16 protein-coding genes and 2 pseudogenes are annotated in these 16,815 nt (G+C 61.3%); 11 read left to right on the top strand and 7 right to left on the bottom strand.

Features of this window, described 5'->3' with window-relative positions; genetic code table 11:
- From AC0L16_RS23555 to AC0L16_RS23545, 3 genes are all read left to right on the top strand, one after another.
- A partial coding sequence (locus AC0L16_RS23555; protein ID WP_473623570.1) for an OmpA family protein occupies nt 1-969 on the top strand: 969 nt, incomplete at its 5' end.
- 16 nt (nt 970-985) lie between these two features.
- Entirely contained in the window at nt 986-1,477 is a 492-nt protein-coding gene (locus AC0L16_RS23550; RefSeq protein WP_473623569.1) for a Rab family GTPase, read from the top strand.
- Between the two features lie 3 nt (nt 1,478-1,480).
- Entirely contained in the window at nt 1,481-2,551 is a 1,071-nt protein-coding gene (locus AC0L16_RS23545; protein ID WP_473623567.1) for an adenylate/guanylate cyclase domain-containing protein, read from the top strand.
- A 267-nt stretch (nt 2,552-2,818) separates the two neighbouring features.
- Here the strand turns inward: AC0L16_RS23545 and AC0L16_RS23540 are convergent, their stop codons facing one another.
- The 5 genes and pseudogenes from AC0L16_RS23540 to AC0L16_RS23520 all read right to left on the bottom strand — a co-directional run bounded on the left by AC0L16_RS23540 (nt 2,819) and on the right by AC0L16_RS23520 (nt 7,124).
- On the bottom strand, nt 2,819-3,550 hold the full coding sequence (locus tag AC0L16_RS23540; protein ID WP_077380278.1) for an amino acid ABC transporter ATP-binding protein: 732 nt from the start codon (nt 3,548-3,550) through the stop codon (nt 2,819-2,821).
- Nucleotides 3,531-4,190, bottom strand: coding sequence for an amino acid ABC transporter permease (locus AC0L16_RS23535; protein WP_473623566.1), 660 nt, complete (start codon nt 4,188-4,190; stop codon nt 3,531-3,533). Before AC0L16_RS23535 ends, AC0L16_RS23540 begins: the two co-directional genes overlap by 20 nt.
- Nucleotides 4,187-4,891: pseudogene (locus AC0L16_RS23530) on the bottom strand (amino acid ABC transporter permease). The gene AC0L16_RS23535 and the pseudogene AC0L16_RS23530 overlap by 4 nt, the downstream one beginning before the upstream one ends.
- 71 nt (nt 4,892-4,962) lie before the next feature.
- Nucleotides 4,963-5,769 carry a transporter substrate-binding domain-containing protein gene (locus tag AC0L16_RS23525; RefSeq protein ID WP_077380281.1) on the bottom strand — a complete coding sequence of 269 codons (807 nt, stop codon included), beginning with the start codon at nt 5,767-5,769 and terminating at the stop codon, nt 4,963-4,965.
- 428 nt (nt 5,770-6,197) lie between these two features.
- Nucleotides 6,198-7,124 (bottom strand): SMP-30/gluconolactonase/LRE family protein, encoded by a 927-nt coding sequence (locus tag AC0L16_RS23520; RefSeq protein ID WP_473623564.1) that lies wholly within the window; start codon nt 7,122-7,124, stop codon nt 6,198-6,200.
- Between the two features lie 232 nt (nt 7,125-7,356).
- On the opposite strand from AC0L16_RS23520, the gene AC0L16_RS23515 reads away from it, so the two are divergent.
- A complete protein-coding gene (locus AC0L16_RS23515; protein ID WP_473623563.1) occupies nt 7,357-8,397 on the top strand; it encodes a LacI family DNA-binding transcriptional regulator in 1,041 nt (346 codons plus the stop codon).
- A gap of 31 nt (nt 8,398-8,428) precedes the next feature.
- Nucleotides 8,429-8,557, top strand: a pseudogene (locus AC0L16_RS23510) (heme-binding protein); the annotation flags it as partial.
- Nucleotides 8,558-8,584: 27 nt separating this feature from the next.
- Here AC0L16_RS23510 and AC0L16_RS23505 read toward each other — a convergent pair.
- Entirely contained in the window at nt 8,585-9,616 is a 1,032-nt protein-coding gene (locus AC0L16_RS23505; protein ID WP_473623562.1) for an L-idonate 5-dehydrogenase, read from the bottom strand.
- Nucleotides 9,617-9,627: 11 nt separating this feature from the next.
- On the bottom strand, nt 9,628-10,548 hold the full coding sequence (locus AC0L16_RS23500; RefSeq protein ID WP_473623636.1) for a 2-hydroxyacid dehydrogenase: 921 nt from the start codon (nt 10,546-10,548) through the stop codon (nt 9,628-9,630).
- 146 nt (nt 10,549-10,694) lie between these two features.
- On the opposite strand from AC0L16_RS23500, the gene AC0L16_RS23495 reads away from it, so the two are divergent.
- The 6 genes from AC0L16_RS23495 (at nt 10,695) to AC0L16_RS23470 (ending at nt 16,701) form a co-directional block, all read left to right on the top strand.
- Nucleotides 10,695-11,459: an SDR family oxidoreductase gene (locus AC0L16_RS23495; protein ID WP_473623560.1), complete on the top strand. Its 765-nt coding sequence runs from the start codon at nt 10,695-10,697 to the stop codon at nt 11,457-11,459.
- A 19-nt stretch (nt 11,460-11,478) separates the two neighbouring features.
- Nucleotides 11,479-11,994 (top strand): gluconokinase, encoded by a 516-nt coding sequence (locus AC0L16_RS23490; protein WP_473623634.1) that lies wholly within the window; start codon nt 11,479-11,481, stop codon nt 11,992-11,994.
- 3 nt (nt 11,995-11,997) lie between these two features.
- Nucleotides 11,998-12,888 (top strand): NAD(P)-dependent oxidoreductase, encoded by an 891-nt coding sequence (locus AC0L16_RS23485; RefSeq protein ID WP_473623559.1) that lies wholly within the window; start codon nt 11,998-12,000, stop codon nt 12,886-12,888.
- Nucleotides 12,889-12,968: 80 nt separating this feature from the next.
- A complete protein-coding gene (locus AC0L16_RS23480; RefSeq protein WP_473623558.1) occupies nt 12,969-14,465 on the top strand; it encodes a sugar ABC transporter ATP-binding protein in 1,497 nt (498 codons plus the stop codon).
- A gap of 18 nt (nt 14,466-14,483) precedes the next feature.
- A complete protein-coding gene (locus AC0L16_RS23475; protein ID WP_473623557.1) occupies nt 14,484-15,539 on the top strand; it encodes an ABC transporter permease in 1,056 nt (351 codons plus the stop codon).
- A 79-nt stretch (nt 15,540-15,618) separates the two neighbouring features.
- A complete protein-coding gene (locus AC0L16_RS23470) occupies nt 15,619-16,701 on the top strand; it encodes an ABC transporter substrate-binding protein (RefSeq protein WP_473623633.1) in 1,083 nt (360 codons plus the stop codon).
- Nucleotides 16,702-16,815: the final 114 nt, after the last annotated feature.

Below are 16,815 nucleotides of genomic sequence, written 5' to 3'. Positions count from 1 at the left end.
CTGACGGCGTCGCTGGCTCCGCCGAAATCGGTTCGGCTTTCGATCGTCGAGGATCGCATCGTTGCCGAGGGTGAGGCGCCCGACACCTGGATAGATCGGGCACGCGCAGCGGCCCGACAGCTTGAGGCAGGCGGACCGGTATTCGACATCTCCAAGGTTCGTGATGTGAGCCCCGAAGCACGCGCGGCGGAGCACTGGCAGCATTATGTGTCGCGACTTGAGGCCCAACCCGGGATCATCGTCGCCCAACAAACGGCGAGGGGCGGACATTTCTACATTTCCGGCCTGAGAGACCCTCAGGCCGCCGACCCGCAGGCTCTGCTGTCCGGAACAGGGGTTGATCCGGCTCGCGTTCATTCGCAGTGGCAATTCTATCAGAGCCTTGATCCGAAGTTCGTGGTGAAGCGACTGATGGCGTCGCTGGCCCCGCCGGATTCAGTACGATTTTCGATCATTAAGGATCGCATCGTTGTCGTGGGTGAGGCTCCTGCCGCCTGGATAGATCGGGCGCGGGTCGCCGCCCAACAACTGGCCGCGGACGGACTCTCTCTAGAAATTTCCGAGCTGCGCGAGTTGACCCCTCAGAAACTCACTCATTTGAGGGAGGCTATTCAAGCGGTCGACATTCTCTTCGATTCTGGCAAGGCTGTACCGGGACCAGAGCAACTGCCAGTTCTCGACAAATTGGCGAATCAGTTGAAGGAATTGGCCAAGGACGCCCGCAAGGCAGGCGTAACAGCACAGTTCATGTTGACCGGCCATTCGGACGCCGTGGGCCGTGAGACGGCCAACGCGTCGATCAGCGCCGCCCGCGCCGAGACAGTTCGTGCGCTTCTCAAGAAGCGCGGCGTCGCTCCGGAATCGCTTTTGGTTCGCGGCGCGGGCACCTTTGAGCCGGCGGAGACTGAGAATAGCCGAACCGGGAGCTCCGCCAATCGCAGAGTTTCGGTTACGGTAAACTTCCACTAGGGCGGAGCCCAGGATATTGCAAAAAAAGATCTGCATGTTGGGGGGGTTCGCTGTCGGGAAGACGAGTCTGGTTCGCAGGTTTGTGCAAAGCATCTTTTCAGAAACCTACTTGACCACGGTGGGAGTGAAAATCGACAAAAAGAGTGTCGCATTCCCGGACAAAACCGTGGATCTGATTTTGTGGGATTTGGCCGGCGAAGACGATATCGGCTCATTCCGCGTCAGCTATGTGCGAGGCGCGAGCGGGCTCGTGCTTGTCGTCGATGGAACCCGCGCCGCTACTCTTGCCGTGGCGCTCACGCTGCGCGAGCGGGCCGAGGCCGAATTCGGCCCTATGCCGTTTGTATTGCTGTTCAACAAATCCGATCTGGCCGACCGATGGGCAATACCGGATAGTGAGATTAACGAACTGAGGCAACTTGGATGGAAAATCTATCTAACAAGTGCGCTTTCGGGTGAACATGTTGATGATGCGTTTCGTCAGCTTGCTTCGATGGTTGCCGAATAGACCATGCATGGATTGCCAAGAGAAGTCCGAAGCTGGATTTACGATTTCTTCCACAACGAGCACTCTGTCGCATTTCTGAAAATTGACGCCCAGCTTTGCATCGCTGCGAAGGGCGGTAGTGTTGAACATTACGGCCTGTCATCACTTTGCATTGGCAAGCCCGTAGCCGAGCAGCTTGCATTCATGGAAGGCTTGCTGCCTTGCCCGGAGCTTCCATATCATATGGCCATGGTCGAACTGCCCAGCGGGCGTGTCGCGGACCTTCATCTTTTTGCTGACAATGACTTCGTATGGCTGCTCTTTCTTGACGCCACTGCCGAACGCGACAATAGGCAGCGGCTTCAACAGAAGGCTTATGAAATGACACTCCTGCAAGAGAGGGAGCGTCAACTCAACGAAAAATTACAATTGACGAACGAGGCGTTGAGGCAGAGCCAAGAGGGATTGTCGCGTGAATACCAGCGCGCCGAAAGCCTACTCCTCAACATTCTTCCGGCGTCGATCGCGGAGCGGTTAAAGGCGGACGAACAAATTGCAGACAGCCATGCTGACGTGAGTGTGCTTTTTGCCGACATCGTCGGCTTTACGGAAAGAGCGCGGAATGTCGGAGCCGAGACGACGCTCGCTATTTTAAATTACTTCTTTAAGGCGGCGGATCTGCTCTCGGAACGATACGGCTGCGAAAAGATCAAGACAATCGGCGATTGTGTGATGGTGGTCTCTGGCCTGCCCGTCGCGCGATCCGATCATGCAGAAGCCCTTGCGCACTATGCACTTGAACTGCGGAAGGCGGTTAAGCGCGAGCGCTTCGCAGGAGAACCGATAAGACTCAGAATTGGAATTCACTCAGGACCAATCGTCGCGGGCGTCATAGGCAAAAGGCGGTTTGCCTATGACCTGTGGGGCGAGACCGTTAATCTCGCCGCACGTATTCAAACGTCAGCGGAGCCCGATGAAATCCGTATTTCGGATGCAACTCGCAAACTGCTTGGACCAAATTTTGCTTGCGACCCACTCGCGGAAACGGAACTGCGTGGTACAGGTCGTGTGCGAATGTGGCGGCTCCCGGCCTGATTTGCCGGTTTGCAATGCCGTTTGAGGACATCGCCGAAAGACGCGTGTTCCTCGGCATGAGGTAATTGTCGCCAGATCGGCAACAGGCGCTGCTCGATTTCCTTGAAAAAAGTATCTTCGAACCCTGAATGGATCAGGCCTTCAAAGATTGCACTTCGGGTAAACATTGCCGTCTCCGCCCGAAAAATGGGCTAAGCGCCGCCGGGTCTGGGAAGTCTATTGCCGCCTTGGATGACACATTGCGTCACCCGGAGTGGACTTGCCGGGCTACTTCACGTCCGATTTAATGAACTGCTGCAGTTCCGGGGTCTTCGGCCTGCCGAAGAGTTCAACCGAAGGCCCCTCTTCCCAGATCTTTCCGTGATGCATGAAAATCGTCGTGGTCGCCACCCGGCGGGCAAAACCCATCTCGTGGGTGACGAGCAGCATGGTCATTCCGTTACGGGCGAGCGTTTCCAGCACGTTCAGCACCTCCTCGGTCAGTTCCGGATCGAGCGCCGACGTCACCTCATCGAACAGCATCACCTTGGGACGCATGGCGAGCGAGCGGGCGATCGCCACGCGCTGCTGCTGGCCGCCGGAAAGCTGGTCGGGATAGGCGTCGAACTTCTCCGAGAGGCCAACCATGCCGAGGACTTCCTCCGCGGTGGTTTTGGCTTCAGCTTTCGACACCAATTTGACGATCCGCGGCGCCAGCATGATGTTTTCGCCCACCGTCAGGTGCGGAAAGAGATTGTAGCTTTGGAAGACGATGCCGACATCGGTGCGCAGCTTGCGCAGCTCTTTCGGGTCGCGGCCAACGGCGTGGCCGGCAACTTCGATGCGGCCGGAATTGATCTTTTCCAGTCCGTTGATGCAGCGCAGAAGCGTGCTTTTTCCGGAACCGGAGCGGCCGATTAACGCAAATACGTCGCCCCGATTGACGGACAGCGAGACGCCCTTGAGGACTTCGACAGCTCCGAAGCTCTTGTGGACATTATCAATAAGCACTTCCGGCATGGAGCCTCCTTTCCAGCACACGCGACAGCTGGGACAATGGATAGCAGACGACAAAGTAGAGAGCCGCGACTGCGAGAAAAACGCGGAACGGCTGGAACGTCGCGTTGTTGATGAGTTGCCCGGCGCGGGCGAGTTCAACGAAGCCGATGATCGAGGTGATCGACGTGTTCTTAACCACCTGCATGGCAAAGCCGACGGTGGAAGGGAGCGCGATGCGTAGGGCCTGGGGCAGGATGACGTAGCGGTATTGCTGGGCTCGCGTCATCGCCAAAGATTCCGACGCCTCCCATTGCTGCTTGGCCACGGCCTGAATTGAGCCGCGCCAGATCTCCGCAAGGTAGCCGGACGCATAGATCGTCATCGAAATGCCGGCTGCGATCAAGGGCGGCATTTGAAAGCCGGCGAGGCTGAGGCCGTAATACGAAAGAAACAGGATCATCAGCACGGGAATGCCCTGGATGATCTGGATGTAGGTGGCGGCGGCAACTCGCACGGTCTTGCGCGTCGAGGTCCGCGCGAGTGCAATGATGAAGCCGATAAAACCACCACCGGAAAGCGCAATGACGGTCAAAAGGATCGTCCACTGCAGCGCCGAGAGAAGGAAACCGAATTCGCTGAAGCCGAAACTCCGGAGCGTCATGCCTGCACCTCCGCAAGGGAGATCGTGGCCTTGCGCGCCACACGGCGCCCGAACAGGCCCCAGCCGACGAGCGCCAGTATCGCGCGCAACGCCAGAGCGAGAGCCAGATAGATCAGCGTCACGACGATATAGACTTCGAACGAACGAAAACTTTGCGACTCGACAAAGGCTGCGGAAGCGGCAAGTTCCTTGGTCGAAATCGCCGAGCAGATGCTTGAAGCAAGCATCATCAGGACGAATTGGCTGCACAGCGCCGGATAGACTTTGGCGATTGCCGGCATGATGATGACATGGCGATAGATTTAAAAGGACGTGAACCCGAGCGCTTCGCCCGCCTCGATCTGCGACTTGTGGACGGCTTCTATGCCGGCTCGGATAATTTCGGTCGAATAGGCGGCGAGGTTTATCGTCATGCCGATCAGCGCCGCCGTCGTTGCGCTAACCCGGAGACCAATGCCGGGTAGCCCGAAATAGATGATGAAAAGCTGAACCAGGAATGGCGTGTTGCGGATGATCTCGACATACGCATCGACCATGAGCCGTACCGCCCGGCCATGCATCGAACGCAGCGACGCGAGGGCGATGCCGAGCAAACTTCCCATCACGATGGAGGCGGCGGACAACATGATCGTCAGCCATATCCCGGCGACAATCTCGTCGGTGTATTGCGCGATAGCGCCGAACTGGAATGTGTAAGACATTCTTGGTCCTCGATCGGAACGTCACCAACGAATTTGCCGGACGCAGATCGTCCGGCAAATTCTTTCGGAGATTAGAACAAAGGCAGTTGCGGCATCGGGGTGCCCGTCCACTTCGTCGCGATGGCGTCAAGTTCGCCGGAATTCTTCATCAGATAGATCGCGGTGTTGAGCCACTGGTGCACCTCGAAATCCTGGAGCGTGGTGGCCATGGAGTTGCCTTGCCGAAAAAAGGTGAAGCCGACCTGCAGGCCGGCGTCCGGCCGCTGCTGAATGATGGCGTTGGCAACCGTCGAGGGGAGCGCGGTCGCATCGACCTGGCCGGCAAAGAGCGCCTGAGCGGTTGTCGAATCGTCCTCGAACACGACGATCTCGAGCCCGGGCACGGCAACCCGCCGCAAAGCGGCTTCCTGTGACGAGCCCCGATTGACGCCAACGCGCTTGCCTTCGAGCTCTGATAGCTGGGCGAATTTCTGATCTGGGCCAGAGACGATCACCATGTTGAAGGCACTGTAGGGCTGGGTGAACATGACGGTCTTGGCCCGTTCTCCGGTAGGCGCCAGTGTGGCCACCAGGAAATCGACCTTGCCGGTCTGCAGGGCTGGGATTCGCGACGGCGGCGTCAGCGGAACGAGTTCCGCCTTCACTCCAAGATAACCGGCAATGAGGTTGGCGACGTCGACGTCGTAGCCCGTCGGATTGCCGCTTTCATCAACCATGCCCATCGGAGGCGCACCGGTCACGACGCCGATTCGGACGCTGCCGCGTGACGTGATCTCTTCCAAAGTGATGGCGCTGGCGGGCGCGGTGGCCATCGCTAGCATTGGGACGGCAAGGCTGATCGCGGCGAATATTGCGCGGATTTTGACAAGCGGTTTCATGGTGTTCTCCTCCGTGAAAGATCCCGAGGGGCCGACTGCGAGCGCCTATCAATATGTCCGACTCCAAGTGCATCCACCGGCATCTCCTAGAGCTTCGATGATGGAAAATTGGATCTGCACACTGCCCTTGGCGACTGCACAGGGCGTTTTCCGCGGGCCTTAGCCCCGCATTTGCGAGCGTGCCGATCTCTTTTCTCCTCCAACCGCCCTATATTGATGTTATCGATAACATAATGTCAAGTGCCCAGCGCGTGTTTCATGGATTGTTAGCCCAAATGCGCCAAAATACCGGAGATTCGCGGCTTGATTGCGCGTCTGAGCACATTCGCTTCAGCGAGTCCCCATAACTTGGCTCTACCTCGATGCTCGAGTTGTAACATTGTCGAGCAGTCGCAGGCGCCGAGATGGCTGATCGTTCTGATGCTGTGTCAACCCAGTTTGGAGCCGTTGGCCGTAAGGTAGACGGCATAAAGCGAAGTCGTGGCGCAGATGAAGAGTCGGTTACGGCGAGCTCCGCCGAAAGTCACGTTCGCGACGGTCTCGGGAATGCGGATCTTGCCGATTAGCGTTCCGTCCGGATCGAAGCAGTGAACCCCATCGCCGGCGCTGGTCCAGACGCGGCCTTTCGTGTCGATCCGGAAGCCGTCGAAAAATCCGCTGGCGCATTCGGCAAAGACGTCGCCGCCGCTCAGCCTTCCTTGGTCGCCGGCGCGGAACTTCCGGATGTGGCGGGGTCCTCCATCCAGGTGTGTGCCGCCCGTGTCGGCGACGTAGAGCAGTTTTTCGTCGGGGGAAAATGCAAGGCCGTTGGGCTTGATGAAGTCGTCGGCGACGCGGGCGACCGCGCCCGTCGCCGCATCGACCCGATAGACATGGCAGCCGCCGATCTCATGCTCGCCGTAATCGCCCTCATAGTCGTGCATGATGCCGTAGGGCGGATCCGTGAACCAGACCGCGCCGTCTGACGCAACCACGACGTCGTTCGGCGAGTTGAAGCGCCTGCCTTCGAACCGGTCCGCAACGATCGTGATCGCCCCGTCGAACTCCGTCCTTGTCACCCCTCGCGTCAGGTGCTCGCACGTGACAAGCCGTCCCAGATTGTCGACCGTGTTTCCGTTGCCGTTATTGCAAGGCTGGCGAAACACCGAGACCGAGCCGTCGGTCTCATCCCAGCGCATCATCCGATTGTTCGGAATGTCGGACCAGATGAGGTAGCGGCCCGGCCCGAACCATGCAGGCCCCTCCAGCCAGCGCCCGCCCGACCAAAGCCGCTCGACGCGCGCGTGCCCGACGAAGCAGGCGGCAAATCGCGGATCGAGCACTTCGAAACCTGTACCCTCAATCTCTCCAAACACTGGGCTAAGTTCTCCTGGTTATTGGAGCGGCAACGGGCACTTGACCGGCGTGTATCGATCTCGTGCGGCGGCATGCGCGGCGCGACGGCTGTTGCCAGCGCAGCGTGATAGCGATAACATACATGTCGTAGCTTGATTTCCAAGGGGGCATGCATGAGGACAGGCGCGCGATGAATCCATGGCACGCTCGGTCGTTAGCGTGCGTCCCGCAACCGGCTTGCGGAGCGTCATGATGCCCAAGGAACTGAACGCCAAATCTCCCGAGAACCAGGTGCCGACGATGCTTGACGTGGCCCGCCGGGCCGGCGTCTCGGCCATGACGGTTTCGCGGGCGCTCAAGAAGAACGGCCGCGTCTCGGATGCAACGCGTGAACGGATCCTGGCGGCGGTAAACGAGCTTGGTTATGTGCTCGACCAGTCCGCAGGAAGCCTGTCGTCACGCAAGACCGGGTTTGTGGCCGCGATCATTCCCTCGATCAACAATTCGAATTTTGCCGACACCGCCCGCGGCATCACCGACGAACTGGAGAATACGGGTCTTCAGCTTCTGCTCGGCTACACCGACTACACGGCGGAAAAGGAAGAAAGCCTGATCGAGGCGATGCTTCGCCGGCGTCCGGAGGGAATTATCCTAACCGGCGGCACACATACCGATCTGACGCGGCGCATGTTGGAAAGCGCGGGCATTCCGGTGGTTGAAACGTGGGAATTGCCGCCGAATCCGATCGATCAGGTCGTCGGCTTCTCAAACGAGGAAGCGATGGCGCTGCTCGTCAGGACATTGGCGAGAAAAGGCTACCGGAAATTCGGCTATATCGGCGGTACGACGTCACGGGATACGCGCGGCAGCCAGCGGCGGGCCGGATTCGTCAAGGCGATCGAGGAACTCGGCCTGCCGCCAGGCCGCCTGGTTTCATTCGGCGTGCCTCCAATTTCGATCGAGCAGGGCGGACAGGCGGTCGTCGGCATGCTGGAGCGCTGGCCGGATACCGAGGTCGCGCTGTGCGTCTCGGATTTGTCGGCGTTTGGTGCGGTGATGGAGTGCAAGCGCCGGGGCATCCGGATTCCGCAGGACATCGCGATCGCCGGCTTCGGCGATTTCGAGATTGCAGCTTACTGCCATCCGACACTCACGACGGTGAACGTGGACTGCTACGGCATCGGCAAACAGGCGGCACGCAAGCTGATCCAGTCGATCAAGGGCGAGGACAACGGCTTGTCCCAGGAAATTATCTTGACCAGCTACAGGGTGGTGGAGCGGGAAAGCGCCTAACGCTCAACCATTCCGGCGATAGAGGCCGCACCCCAGCGAATTGCCCATCCGCTTCGACAGCAGGCTTGCGGGCGCGATTGGCGTTGGATCGGGAAGCGGCGAGCAGGACATCGACGTCGCGCGCGCCGCCCTGGCAGCGATCGGCGCCGATATGCTGTGAGCGATCTCGCTCCGGCAGCGCGGCCCTTCAGAAGGCGATCTGGACCTTCATCGACTTGTTGCGGTCGCCGGCGATCTCGAAGGCTGCGACGGCTTCGTCGAGTGGATAGATCCTTGTAAGCAGCGGTTTGACATCCACCCGGCGGCGGTTGATCAGGTCGACGGCAAGCGCGAACTCGTCGTGGAAGCGGAACGTGCCGCGCATCTCGATTTCTTTCGCGACGACGAGATTTTGCGGGATCGCCAGGTCGCCGCCGAGCCCGAGCTGCATCAGCACGCCGCGCGGGCTTAGAACCTCAAGACCGGCGCGAACGGCGCGCTCGTTGCCTGACGCCTCAAACATCACGTCGAAATATCCCTTGTCGGCGTTGTAGGCCGCCAGCTTGTCGGCGTCGGTCGCGACATTGATGGTGCGATCGGCGCCGATTTCCGCGGCTGTTTTCAAAACGCCGGCCATCACATCGGTTGCGACGATTTCCCGTGCGCCGTGCGCGCGGGCGGCGATGATGCAGAGCGCCCCGATCGGCCCGCAGCCCGTGACGAGAACCCGCTTGCCCAACAGCGAACCCGCCCGGCTGATGGCGTGCAGCGTAACCGCGAACGGCTCGGCGAACGCCGCCTCGTTGATCGAGACGTGGTCTGCTATCCGATGGCACTGCGAGGCATCGGCGACCAGCCGTTGGCGGAATGCTCCCTGGATATGCGGCATCGGCATGGCGCTGCCGTAAAAGCGCATGCTGAGGCACTGGTTCTGCTGGCCCTTCAGGCAGTAGCGGCAGGCATTGCACGGCCGGCTCGGCGAGACCGCAACCCGATCGCCTGTCTCGAGGCAGGAGACCCCCTCCCCGACCGCCCTGATCGTGCCAGCGACTTCGTGGCCGAGGATCATCGGTTCGCGCAGCTGGATCGCGCCGAAGCCGCCGTGGTTGTAGTAATGCAGGTCGGAGCCGCAGATGCCGCCGGCCTCAATGGCGATGTCGACCTGTCCGGGTTCGAGCGCGCCGGGGTCGGTTTCTTCGATCCGCAGATCCTTTGCGGCATGAATGACGAGCGACTTCATGGATGCGCCTCCTAAACGACCGGCGTCAGCAGGGCCTGCCCGCTGAAATGGGCGGCGAGATTGTCGCGCACGAGCTTGCCCATCGCCTTTCTTGTTTCGACCGTGCCGCTGGCGTGGTGCGGCTGCAGCACGACATTGCCGAGCGTCAGGAAACGCTCGTCGATCGCCGGCTCGTTCCAGAAGACGTCAAGCCCCGCCCCCTTGATTGTTTTCGATTCCAGCGCTGCGAGCAGCGCCGTTTCGTCGACCGTGCTGCCACGCGAGATGTTGACGAGTATGCCGTCAGGACCGAGCGCCTCAAGGACGGAGGCGTTGATGATGCTTTTTGTACTTTCGCCTCCGGCGAGCGTTACGATCAGGAATTCGCTGTCGCGCGCCAAATCCACGAGGTCGCCGACAAAGGCGTAAGGCAGGTCGCCGCGCCTGTTGATGTCGTAGTAGGAGATGGCACAATCGAAGGCGGCCGCGCGCTTTGCCACCGCGGCGCCGACCCGGCCCATGCCGACAATGCCGAGCTTTTTGCCGCAGACGCGAGTAACGAGCTGCATATTGGCCTTGGTCCAGCTTCCGTTCCGCACATAGGCATCCGCCTGAGGGATACTGCGCGCCACCGACAGCAGAAGACCGATGCCGATGTCGGCGACGTCTTCGGTAAGGACATCCGGCGTGTTGGTGACGCGTATCCTGTTCGCCCTGGCGTGGCCGAGGTCTATCGCGTCGGTGCCCACTCCGTAGCAGCAAACGATCTCCAGCTTAGGCAGCCTTGCCATGAGCGCGGCGCTGGCACCCAGTTCGCCGCGGGTTGCGACCGCGCGGATGGCATCCGCCGTTCCGGCGAGCAGCGCGTCCTTGTCCGTCGCCTCCCAGAGCTTATGCACCCGGTATTTTGCTCCCAGATCTTCCATGTCCCAAGCGGGGTAAGGGCCTATCATCAGGATGTCGGTCACCGGCTGGTCTCCTCCGAATTTTCACCTTTCCTATTGACTATGTTATCGATAACATTCATGTCAATAGGGTAGAAGGGCGGAGCAAGAAAATCGGATCGCCTGGAATCGTTTTGCCTTGCAGGGAGGTTGGAGTGAGTTCGCTTTTCGATTTGACTGGGCTTCGAGCCCTGGTTACCGGATCGAGCCAAGGCATCGGCCTGGCGCTGGCCGAGGGTCTGGCGCGTCATGGCGCCGAGATCGTGCTGAACGGCCGCAACGCCGAAAAGGTCGCCGACGTCGCTCGGGCGCTTGCCGGGAAGGGCTTCACGGCCGAGGGCGCGGTATTCGACGTCACCGACGGAGAGGCAGCCGCGAAGGGCGTCGCCGACATCGAGGCCAACATTGGACCAATCGATATTCTCGTGAACAATGCTGGCATGCAGTTTCGCGCGCCGCTCGAGGATTTTCCGGCCGACAAGTGGGATGAACTCCTGCGCACCAACATTTCGAGCGTCTTTTATGTCGGTCAGGCGGTGGCCCGTCACATGATCCCACGCCAGAAAGGCAAGATCATCAACATCGCCTCAGTGCAGAGCGAATTGGCCCGGACCAATATCGCGCCGTACACCGCCACCAAGGGCGCCGTGCGCAATCTGACGCGCGGCATGTGCGCGGACTGGGCCAAACATGGCCTGCAAATCAACGCGATCGCGCCCGGCTATTTCAAGACCCCGCTCAATCAGGCGCTGGTCGAAAATCCGGAGTTCTCGGCCTGGTTGGCCAACCGCACCCCGGCGGGACGGTGGGGCAATGTCGACGAACTGGTTGGCGCGGCGGTCTTCCTCGCTGGCCCGGCTTCGTCATTCGTCAACGGTCATACGCTTTATGTCGATGGCGGCATCACGACCTGCCTCTGAGCCGGCGCTCATCGTGGTGATGGGCGTCAGCGGCTGCGGCAAGACCAGCATTGGCGAGGGCATCGCCGCGCGCCTGGGCATCGGATTTGTCGAGGGCGACGCGCTGCACCCGCGCCAAAACGTCGAGAAGATGTCGGCCGGCGTTCCGCTTGACGACGCCGACCGCTGGCCTTGGCTGGACCTTGTCGGCAGGGCGTTGCGTACGGCACAAGGCGATGGCCTTGTCGTCACCTGCTCGGCGCTCAAGAAAGCCTATCGGGATCGCCTTCGCCAGGCGGCCGGAGGCGATCTGGTCTTCGTGTTCCTGGAAGGATCGCACAAATTGCTGCGGCAACGGATCGGCGAGCGGCGCGGCCACTTCATGCCACCCTCGCTGCTGGACAGCCAATTCGCGACGCTGGAAGATCCCACGGCCGAGCAGGGCGTGGTGACGGTCAACATCGCCGCGACGGTGGACGCGATCATAGACGCCGTGTGTGCACGGCTGGCGGAGATGGGGCTCGGGGCGCAGGTTCAGCAAATAAAGGGAACGTGAGATATGTCGCAAACCCCAGCAAAAATCGCAGTCATCGGCGCCGGCGTCATGGGCGCGGCGATCGCGTCCCGGCTTCTCGAGGCCGGGCAGGCGGTGACGGTGTTCGATCTCGACAGCGCCAAGGTATCCGGTCTTGCCGGCAAAGGCGCAGCATCCGCCGCCTCCGTCGCCGCCGCGACGCAGGCAAGCGATTTCGTCATCCTCAGCCTCAACCACGCCAACATAGTGCGTGCTGCGGTCTTCGGCGCCGAGGGCGTCGCTGAAGCAGCCGGACCCGGGAAGATCCTCATCGATATGTCGTCCATCGATCCGGTCGAAACCGCGCAAATGTCGAAAAAACTTGCCGACGAAACCGGCATGAAATGGGTGGACTGTCCGCTTTCGGGCGGCGCACCCGGCGCGCTTGCGGGCCGCCTGACGGTTATGGCAGGTGGCGACAAGGCCGATTTCGAGCGCGCCCGAACCGTCATGCAGCATCTTTGCGCGAACTACACGCTGATGGGCCCGAGCGGCGCCGGCCAGACGACCAAGCTGATCAACCAACTCTTTTGCGCCGTGCTGTTCCAGGCGGTCGCGGAAGCCGTGAAACTGGCCGAAGCCGGAGGCGTCGATGCAGCAGCAGTTCCCGCCGCGCTCGCCGGCGGTCGTGCCGACTCCAACATCATGCAGGAGTTCATGAAGAAATTCGCCGCGCGCGATTTTTCGCCGACCGGCCGGATCGACAACATGCTGAAGGATCTCGATTCCCTCCAGGCGTTCGCGCTGAAGACGAAGACACCGCTGCCGATGACCGGGCAGGTCGTCGAAATTCATCGCCTGCTTTGCGCGGCCGGTCTCGGAGCCCGCGATTCCGCCGAAATGATGCGCCTGCTCGACGGCAGGCACCAGGACTGACGCATGATTTACGCGGGCGGCGCTTGACTATCCCGACATGTTATCGATAACATATCCTATTAGCTTTGGGAGGAGCGTGCGTGTTCGGAAACAAGCTGGTCGAGTTTCAGTCGATTACAAAGGAGTTCGGCGGTACACGCGCGCTTTCCGACGTATCGCTCGATCTGCATGAGGGCGAAATTCTCGCCCTGCTGGGAGAGAACGGCGCCGGCAAATCGACGCTCATCAAGACGCTCGCCGGCATCCACACACCGGATGGCGGACGCATTCTGTTTCGCGGCGAGCCGTATCAGCATCGGCCCCCGCGTCCCAACCAGCGCCAGCAGGTCGCCTTCATCCACCAGGATCTGGGGCTGATCGAATGGATGTCCGTCGGTGAGAATGTCGGGCTGGCTCAGGGGTTTTCGCTCCGCTCGGGCCTTATCGACTGGCGCGCGACGGAAGAGCGGGCTCAGGCCGCGCTCAGCCTCGTCGGCTGCGATTTCGATCCGACGACGCGGGTCCAGGATCTCACCCGGACGGAAAAGTCGCTCGTCGCGATCGCCCGAGCGCTGGCAACCGAAGCCGATGTGCTCGTGCTCGACGAGCCGACGGCGAGCCTTCCCGCCGACGAGGTCGACCGATTGTTCGACGCGCTTCGTCCCCTGAAGCAGCGCGGCGTCGGCATGATCTATGTTTCGCACCGACTAGACGAGATTTTCCGCATCGCAGACAGGGTAGCCGTGCTGCGGGACGGGAAGCTGGTCGGCCGGAAGAAGGTAGCGGACACAAAGCCGGACGAACTGGTGGAAATGATCGTCGGGCGACCGGCGAGCCAGATCTTTGCCAAGGCGGCCACCAAGGCAGGCGCGACGATCTGCGCGGTGCGCGACCTGGCCTGCGCGGGAGCCGGGCCGGTTTCCTTCGACGTTCGCCGGGGTGAAATGCTCGGCCTTGTCGGGCTGCGCGGCGCCGGGCAGGAACTCATCGGGCGGGCGTTCTTCGGCTGCACAACTTTTGCGGGCGAGATTTCCATCGACGGCAAAACGCCCGATCTCTCCAGTCCCATTGCGGCGATGCAAGCCGGAGTCGGTCTCATCGCCCGCGATCGCGCCGAGGAGTCGATCGCGGCTGCACTCTCAATCCGCGAAAACACATTTATCAATCCGGGCGCGGCGAGGCGCAGCCTGTTTTCCTTTCTCGCGGGCCACAAGGAGGCGGCACTTGCTCGGGCGATCGGCGACACTGTCGGCCTCAGGCCCAACGATCCGGACCTGGCGATCGAGGCGCTGTCCGGCGGCAACCAGCAGAAGGTCGTCGTCGGCCGTTGGCTTCATACCGGCCGCAAGCTGCTCATCGCCGAAGACCCGACCGCCGGCGTCGATGTCGGCGCGAAGGCCGAGATTTACCGGCTGATCGGGCGGGCACTCGAAGCCGGACTGGGCGTCGTCGTTGTTTCGACCGACTTCGAGGAGATCGCCCATATCTGTCACAGGGCGCTGGTGTTTTCCCGCGGACAGATCGTTCGCGAGCTCGCCGGCGATGAACTCACCACAACCGCCGTGATCACCGCCGCATCGGCATCCGAAGCCGCCTGACCGACCCGGAGCAAGACCATGCAATCCATCGAATCCACCGCTCTCGAGCCGACACGGGGCGAAATGACCGGCCTGCCGGCGCGGCAGAAGCTCATCAGGCTCGTCCCAGTCTACGGGCTCGTCATCCTCACGCTCATGCTGATCGTGCTGTTCTCAATCCTGCTGCCGAAAACGTTCCCGACACTGCTCAATTTACGCTCGATCGTTTCCGACAAGGCGATCATCGCACTGCTGTCGCTGGCTGCCATGATACCGATGGCTTCGGGCCGCATCGACCTGACCGTCGGCTACGGAATAGTATTGTGGCACATCCTCGCTATCAGCCTGCAGACAATGCTGGGCATCCCCTGGCCCCTCGCCGTGATGATCGTCCTGTTTCTCGGCGCCGGTACGGGCTTTCTGAACGGGCTCCTCGTGGAAGTCGCCCGGATCGATTCCTTCATCGCCACGCTCGGCACGGGAACCGTGCTCTATGCGCTTGCCCTTTGGCACACCGGCGGGCGGCAGGTGGTCGGTGTCTTGCCCGACGGGTTCTATGCGCTCAACGGCACCATGCTGTTCGGCCTGCCGATCACCGGCTTCTATGTGCTGGCGATCGCCGTCACGTTGTGGATCGTGCTGGAATATTTGCCGATCGGCCGCTATGTCTATGCGATCGGCGCCAATCCCAAGGCGGCTGCCCTCAACGGCATTCCTGTGCGGCGCTTCGTCATCGGGGCTTTCGTCTCGTCGGGGTTTCTTACCGCACTGACGGGCGTTCTGCTCGCTTCCAAGCTGCGCATCGGCCAGGCGAGCGTCGGCCTTGAATATCTGCTGCCGGCGCTTGTCGGTGCGTTCCTCGGCTCGACCACCATCAAACCCGGCCGGGTCAATGTCTGGGGCACGATGATCGGCGTCGCCATCCTCGCCGTCGGAATTTCCGGAATCCAGCAATTCGGCGGCTCCTTCTTCGTTGAGCCTCTATTCAACGGCGTGACGCTTCTCGTCGCGATCGGCATTGCCGGATACGCGCAGCGCAAACGGGGCGCCGCGGCAAAACTGCCGCGGAAGCCAAATCCGTCCGGAAGCCAATAGTCCGGACGGTCGATCAGAATCTTAAACCAAGGGAGGTAGGGTTATGCAGCGCAGGAACTTCTTGAAATCAACGGCGGCAATGCTGTCGGCCGCCATCGTGGCCCCGGCAATGCTTGCCGGGCAGGCGCGAGCCGACGCAATGGCCGACGCCATGGCGATCGTCGACAAATATGCCCAGAAAGTTACGGCCTGGGATGGCCCGACCTCCGGCCCGAGGGCCCAGGAAGGCAAGACGATCGTCGTTCTTGCCGGCGACCTGAAAAATGGCGGCATCCTTGGGGTGACGACCGGCGTCGAGGAAGCGGCCGAGGCGATCGGCTGGGAGGTCAAGGTAATCGACGGCGCCGGATCGATCGGAGGCCGCACCGCGGCCTTCGGCCAGGCCATGGCGCTGCAGCCAAGCGGCATCATCATCAACGGCTTCGACGCGGTCGAACAGGCACCGGCGATCGAGCAGGCCAAGGCCGCGGGCATTCCGATGGTTGCCTGGCATGCCGGCCCGACGATCGGCCCGGACGACAAGATCGGGCTCTTTGCCAATGTCTCCACCGACGCCATGCAGGTTTCAGCCGCGGCCGCGAACTGGGCCTACGCAGACGCCAAAGGAAAACCCGGAGCCGTGATCTTCACCGATTCCACCTATGCGATAGCCATCGCCAAGGCCGATCGGATGAAGGAAGAAATCGAGAAGCTCGGCGGGACCGTGCTCGAATATGTCGATACGCCTATCGCCGAAACGTCGCAGCGCATGCCGCAGCTGACCACCTCACTGCTGCAGAAGTACGGCGACAGCTGGACGCATTCGCTGGCCATCAACGATCTCTATTTCGACTTCATGGGCCCCTCGCTCGCGGCGGCCGGCAAGACGGGTACCGACGCGCCGATCAATGTCGCCGCCGGCGACGGCTCGGAATCGGCCTATCAACGCATCCGCGCCGGCCAGTTCCAGAAGGTGACGGTGGCCGAACCGCTCAACCTACAGGGCTGGCAACTGGTCGACGAGCTGAACCGCGCGATCGCCGGTGCAAAATGGTCCGGCTACCTTTCGCCGCTCCATGTCGTGACAGCGGACAATGTCGAATTCGACGGCGGGCCGAAGAACAGCTTCGACCCCGACAATGGCTATCGCGACGAATACAAAAAAATGTGGGGCAAGATGTAGGCGCAGGCCGTAGCGGGCGCGCCGGGAAGATGCGCCCGCTACGACTCACCCGACGATAGCCGGCCCACCTCAACTGATCCGGCAGTCGCGCGGCCTCGCGGCCGCACAGGGAAA

The organism is Mesorhizobium sp. WSM4848, assembly GCF_055811375.1.
The sequence above is the reverse complement of the archived record's forward strand: the minus strand, read 5'-3'. Positions and strand labels throughout refer to the sequence as shown.

What these genes read in the sequence shown, in the direction of transcription:
- AC0L16_RS23545 (WP_473623567.1), top strand. Translation starts at nt 1,481, where the DNA reads ATGCATGGATTGCCAAGAGAAGTCCGAAGCTGGATTTACGATTTCTTC.
- AC0L16_RS23540 (WP_077380278.1), bottom strand. Translation starts at nt 3,550, where the DNA reads ATGCCGGAAGTGCTTATTGATAATGTCCACAAGAGCTTCGGAGCTGTC.
- AC0L16_RS23535 (WP_473623566.1), bottom strand. Translation starts at nt 4,190, where the DNA reads ATGACGCTCCGGAGTTTCGGCTTCAGCGAATTCGGTTTCCTTCTCTCG.
- AC0L16_RS23525 (WP_077380281.1), bottom strand. Translation starts at nt 5,769, where the DNA reads ATGAAACCGCTTGTCAAAATCCGCGCAATATTCGCCGCGATCAGCCTT.
- AC0L16_RS23515 (WP_473623563.1), top strand. Translation starts at nt 7,357, where the DNA reads ATGCCCAAGGAACTGAACGCCAAATCTCCCGAGAACCAGGTGCCGACG.
- AC0L16_RS23505 (WP_473623562.1), bottom strand. Translation starts at nt 9,616, where the DNA reads ATGAAGTCGCTCGTCATTCATGCCGCAAAGGATCTGCGGATCGAAGAA.
- AC0L16_RS23500 (WP_473623636.1), bottom strand. Translation starts at nt 10,548, where the DNA reads ATGATAGGCCCTTACCCCGCTTGGGACATGGAAGATCTGGGAGCAAAA.
- AC0L16_RS23490 (WP_473623634.1), top strand. Translation starts at nt 11,479, where the DNA reads ATGGGCGTCAGCGGCTGCGGCAAGACCAGCATTGGCGAGGGCATCGCC.
- AC0L16_RS23485 (WP_473623559.1), top strand. Translation starts at nt 11,998, where the DNA reads ATGTCGCAAACCCCAGCAAAAATCGCAGTCATCGGCGCCGGCGTCATG.
- AC0L16_RS23475 (WP_473623557.1), top strand. Translation starts at nt 14,484, where the DNA reads ATGCAATCCATCGAATCCACCGCTCTCGAGCCGACACGGGGCGAAATG.
- AC0L16_RS23470 (WP_473623633.1), top strand. Translation starts at nt 15,619, where the DNA reads ATGCTGTCGGCCGCCATCGTGGCCCCGGCAATGCTTGCCGGGCAGGCG.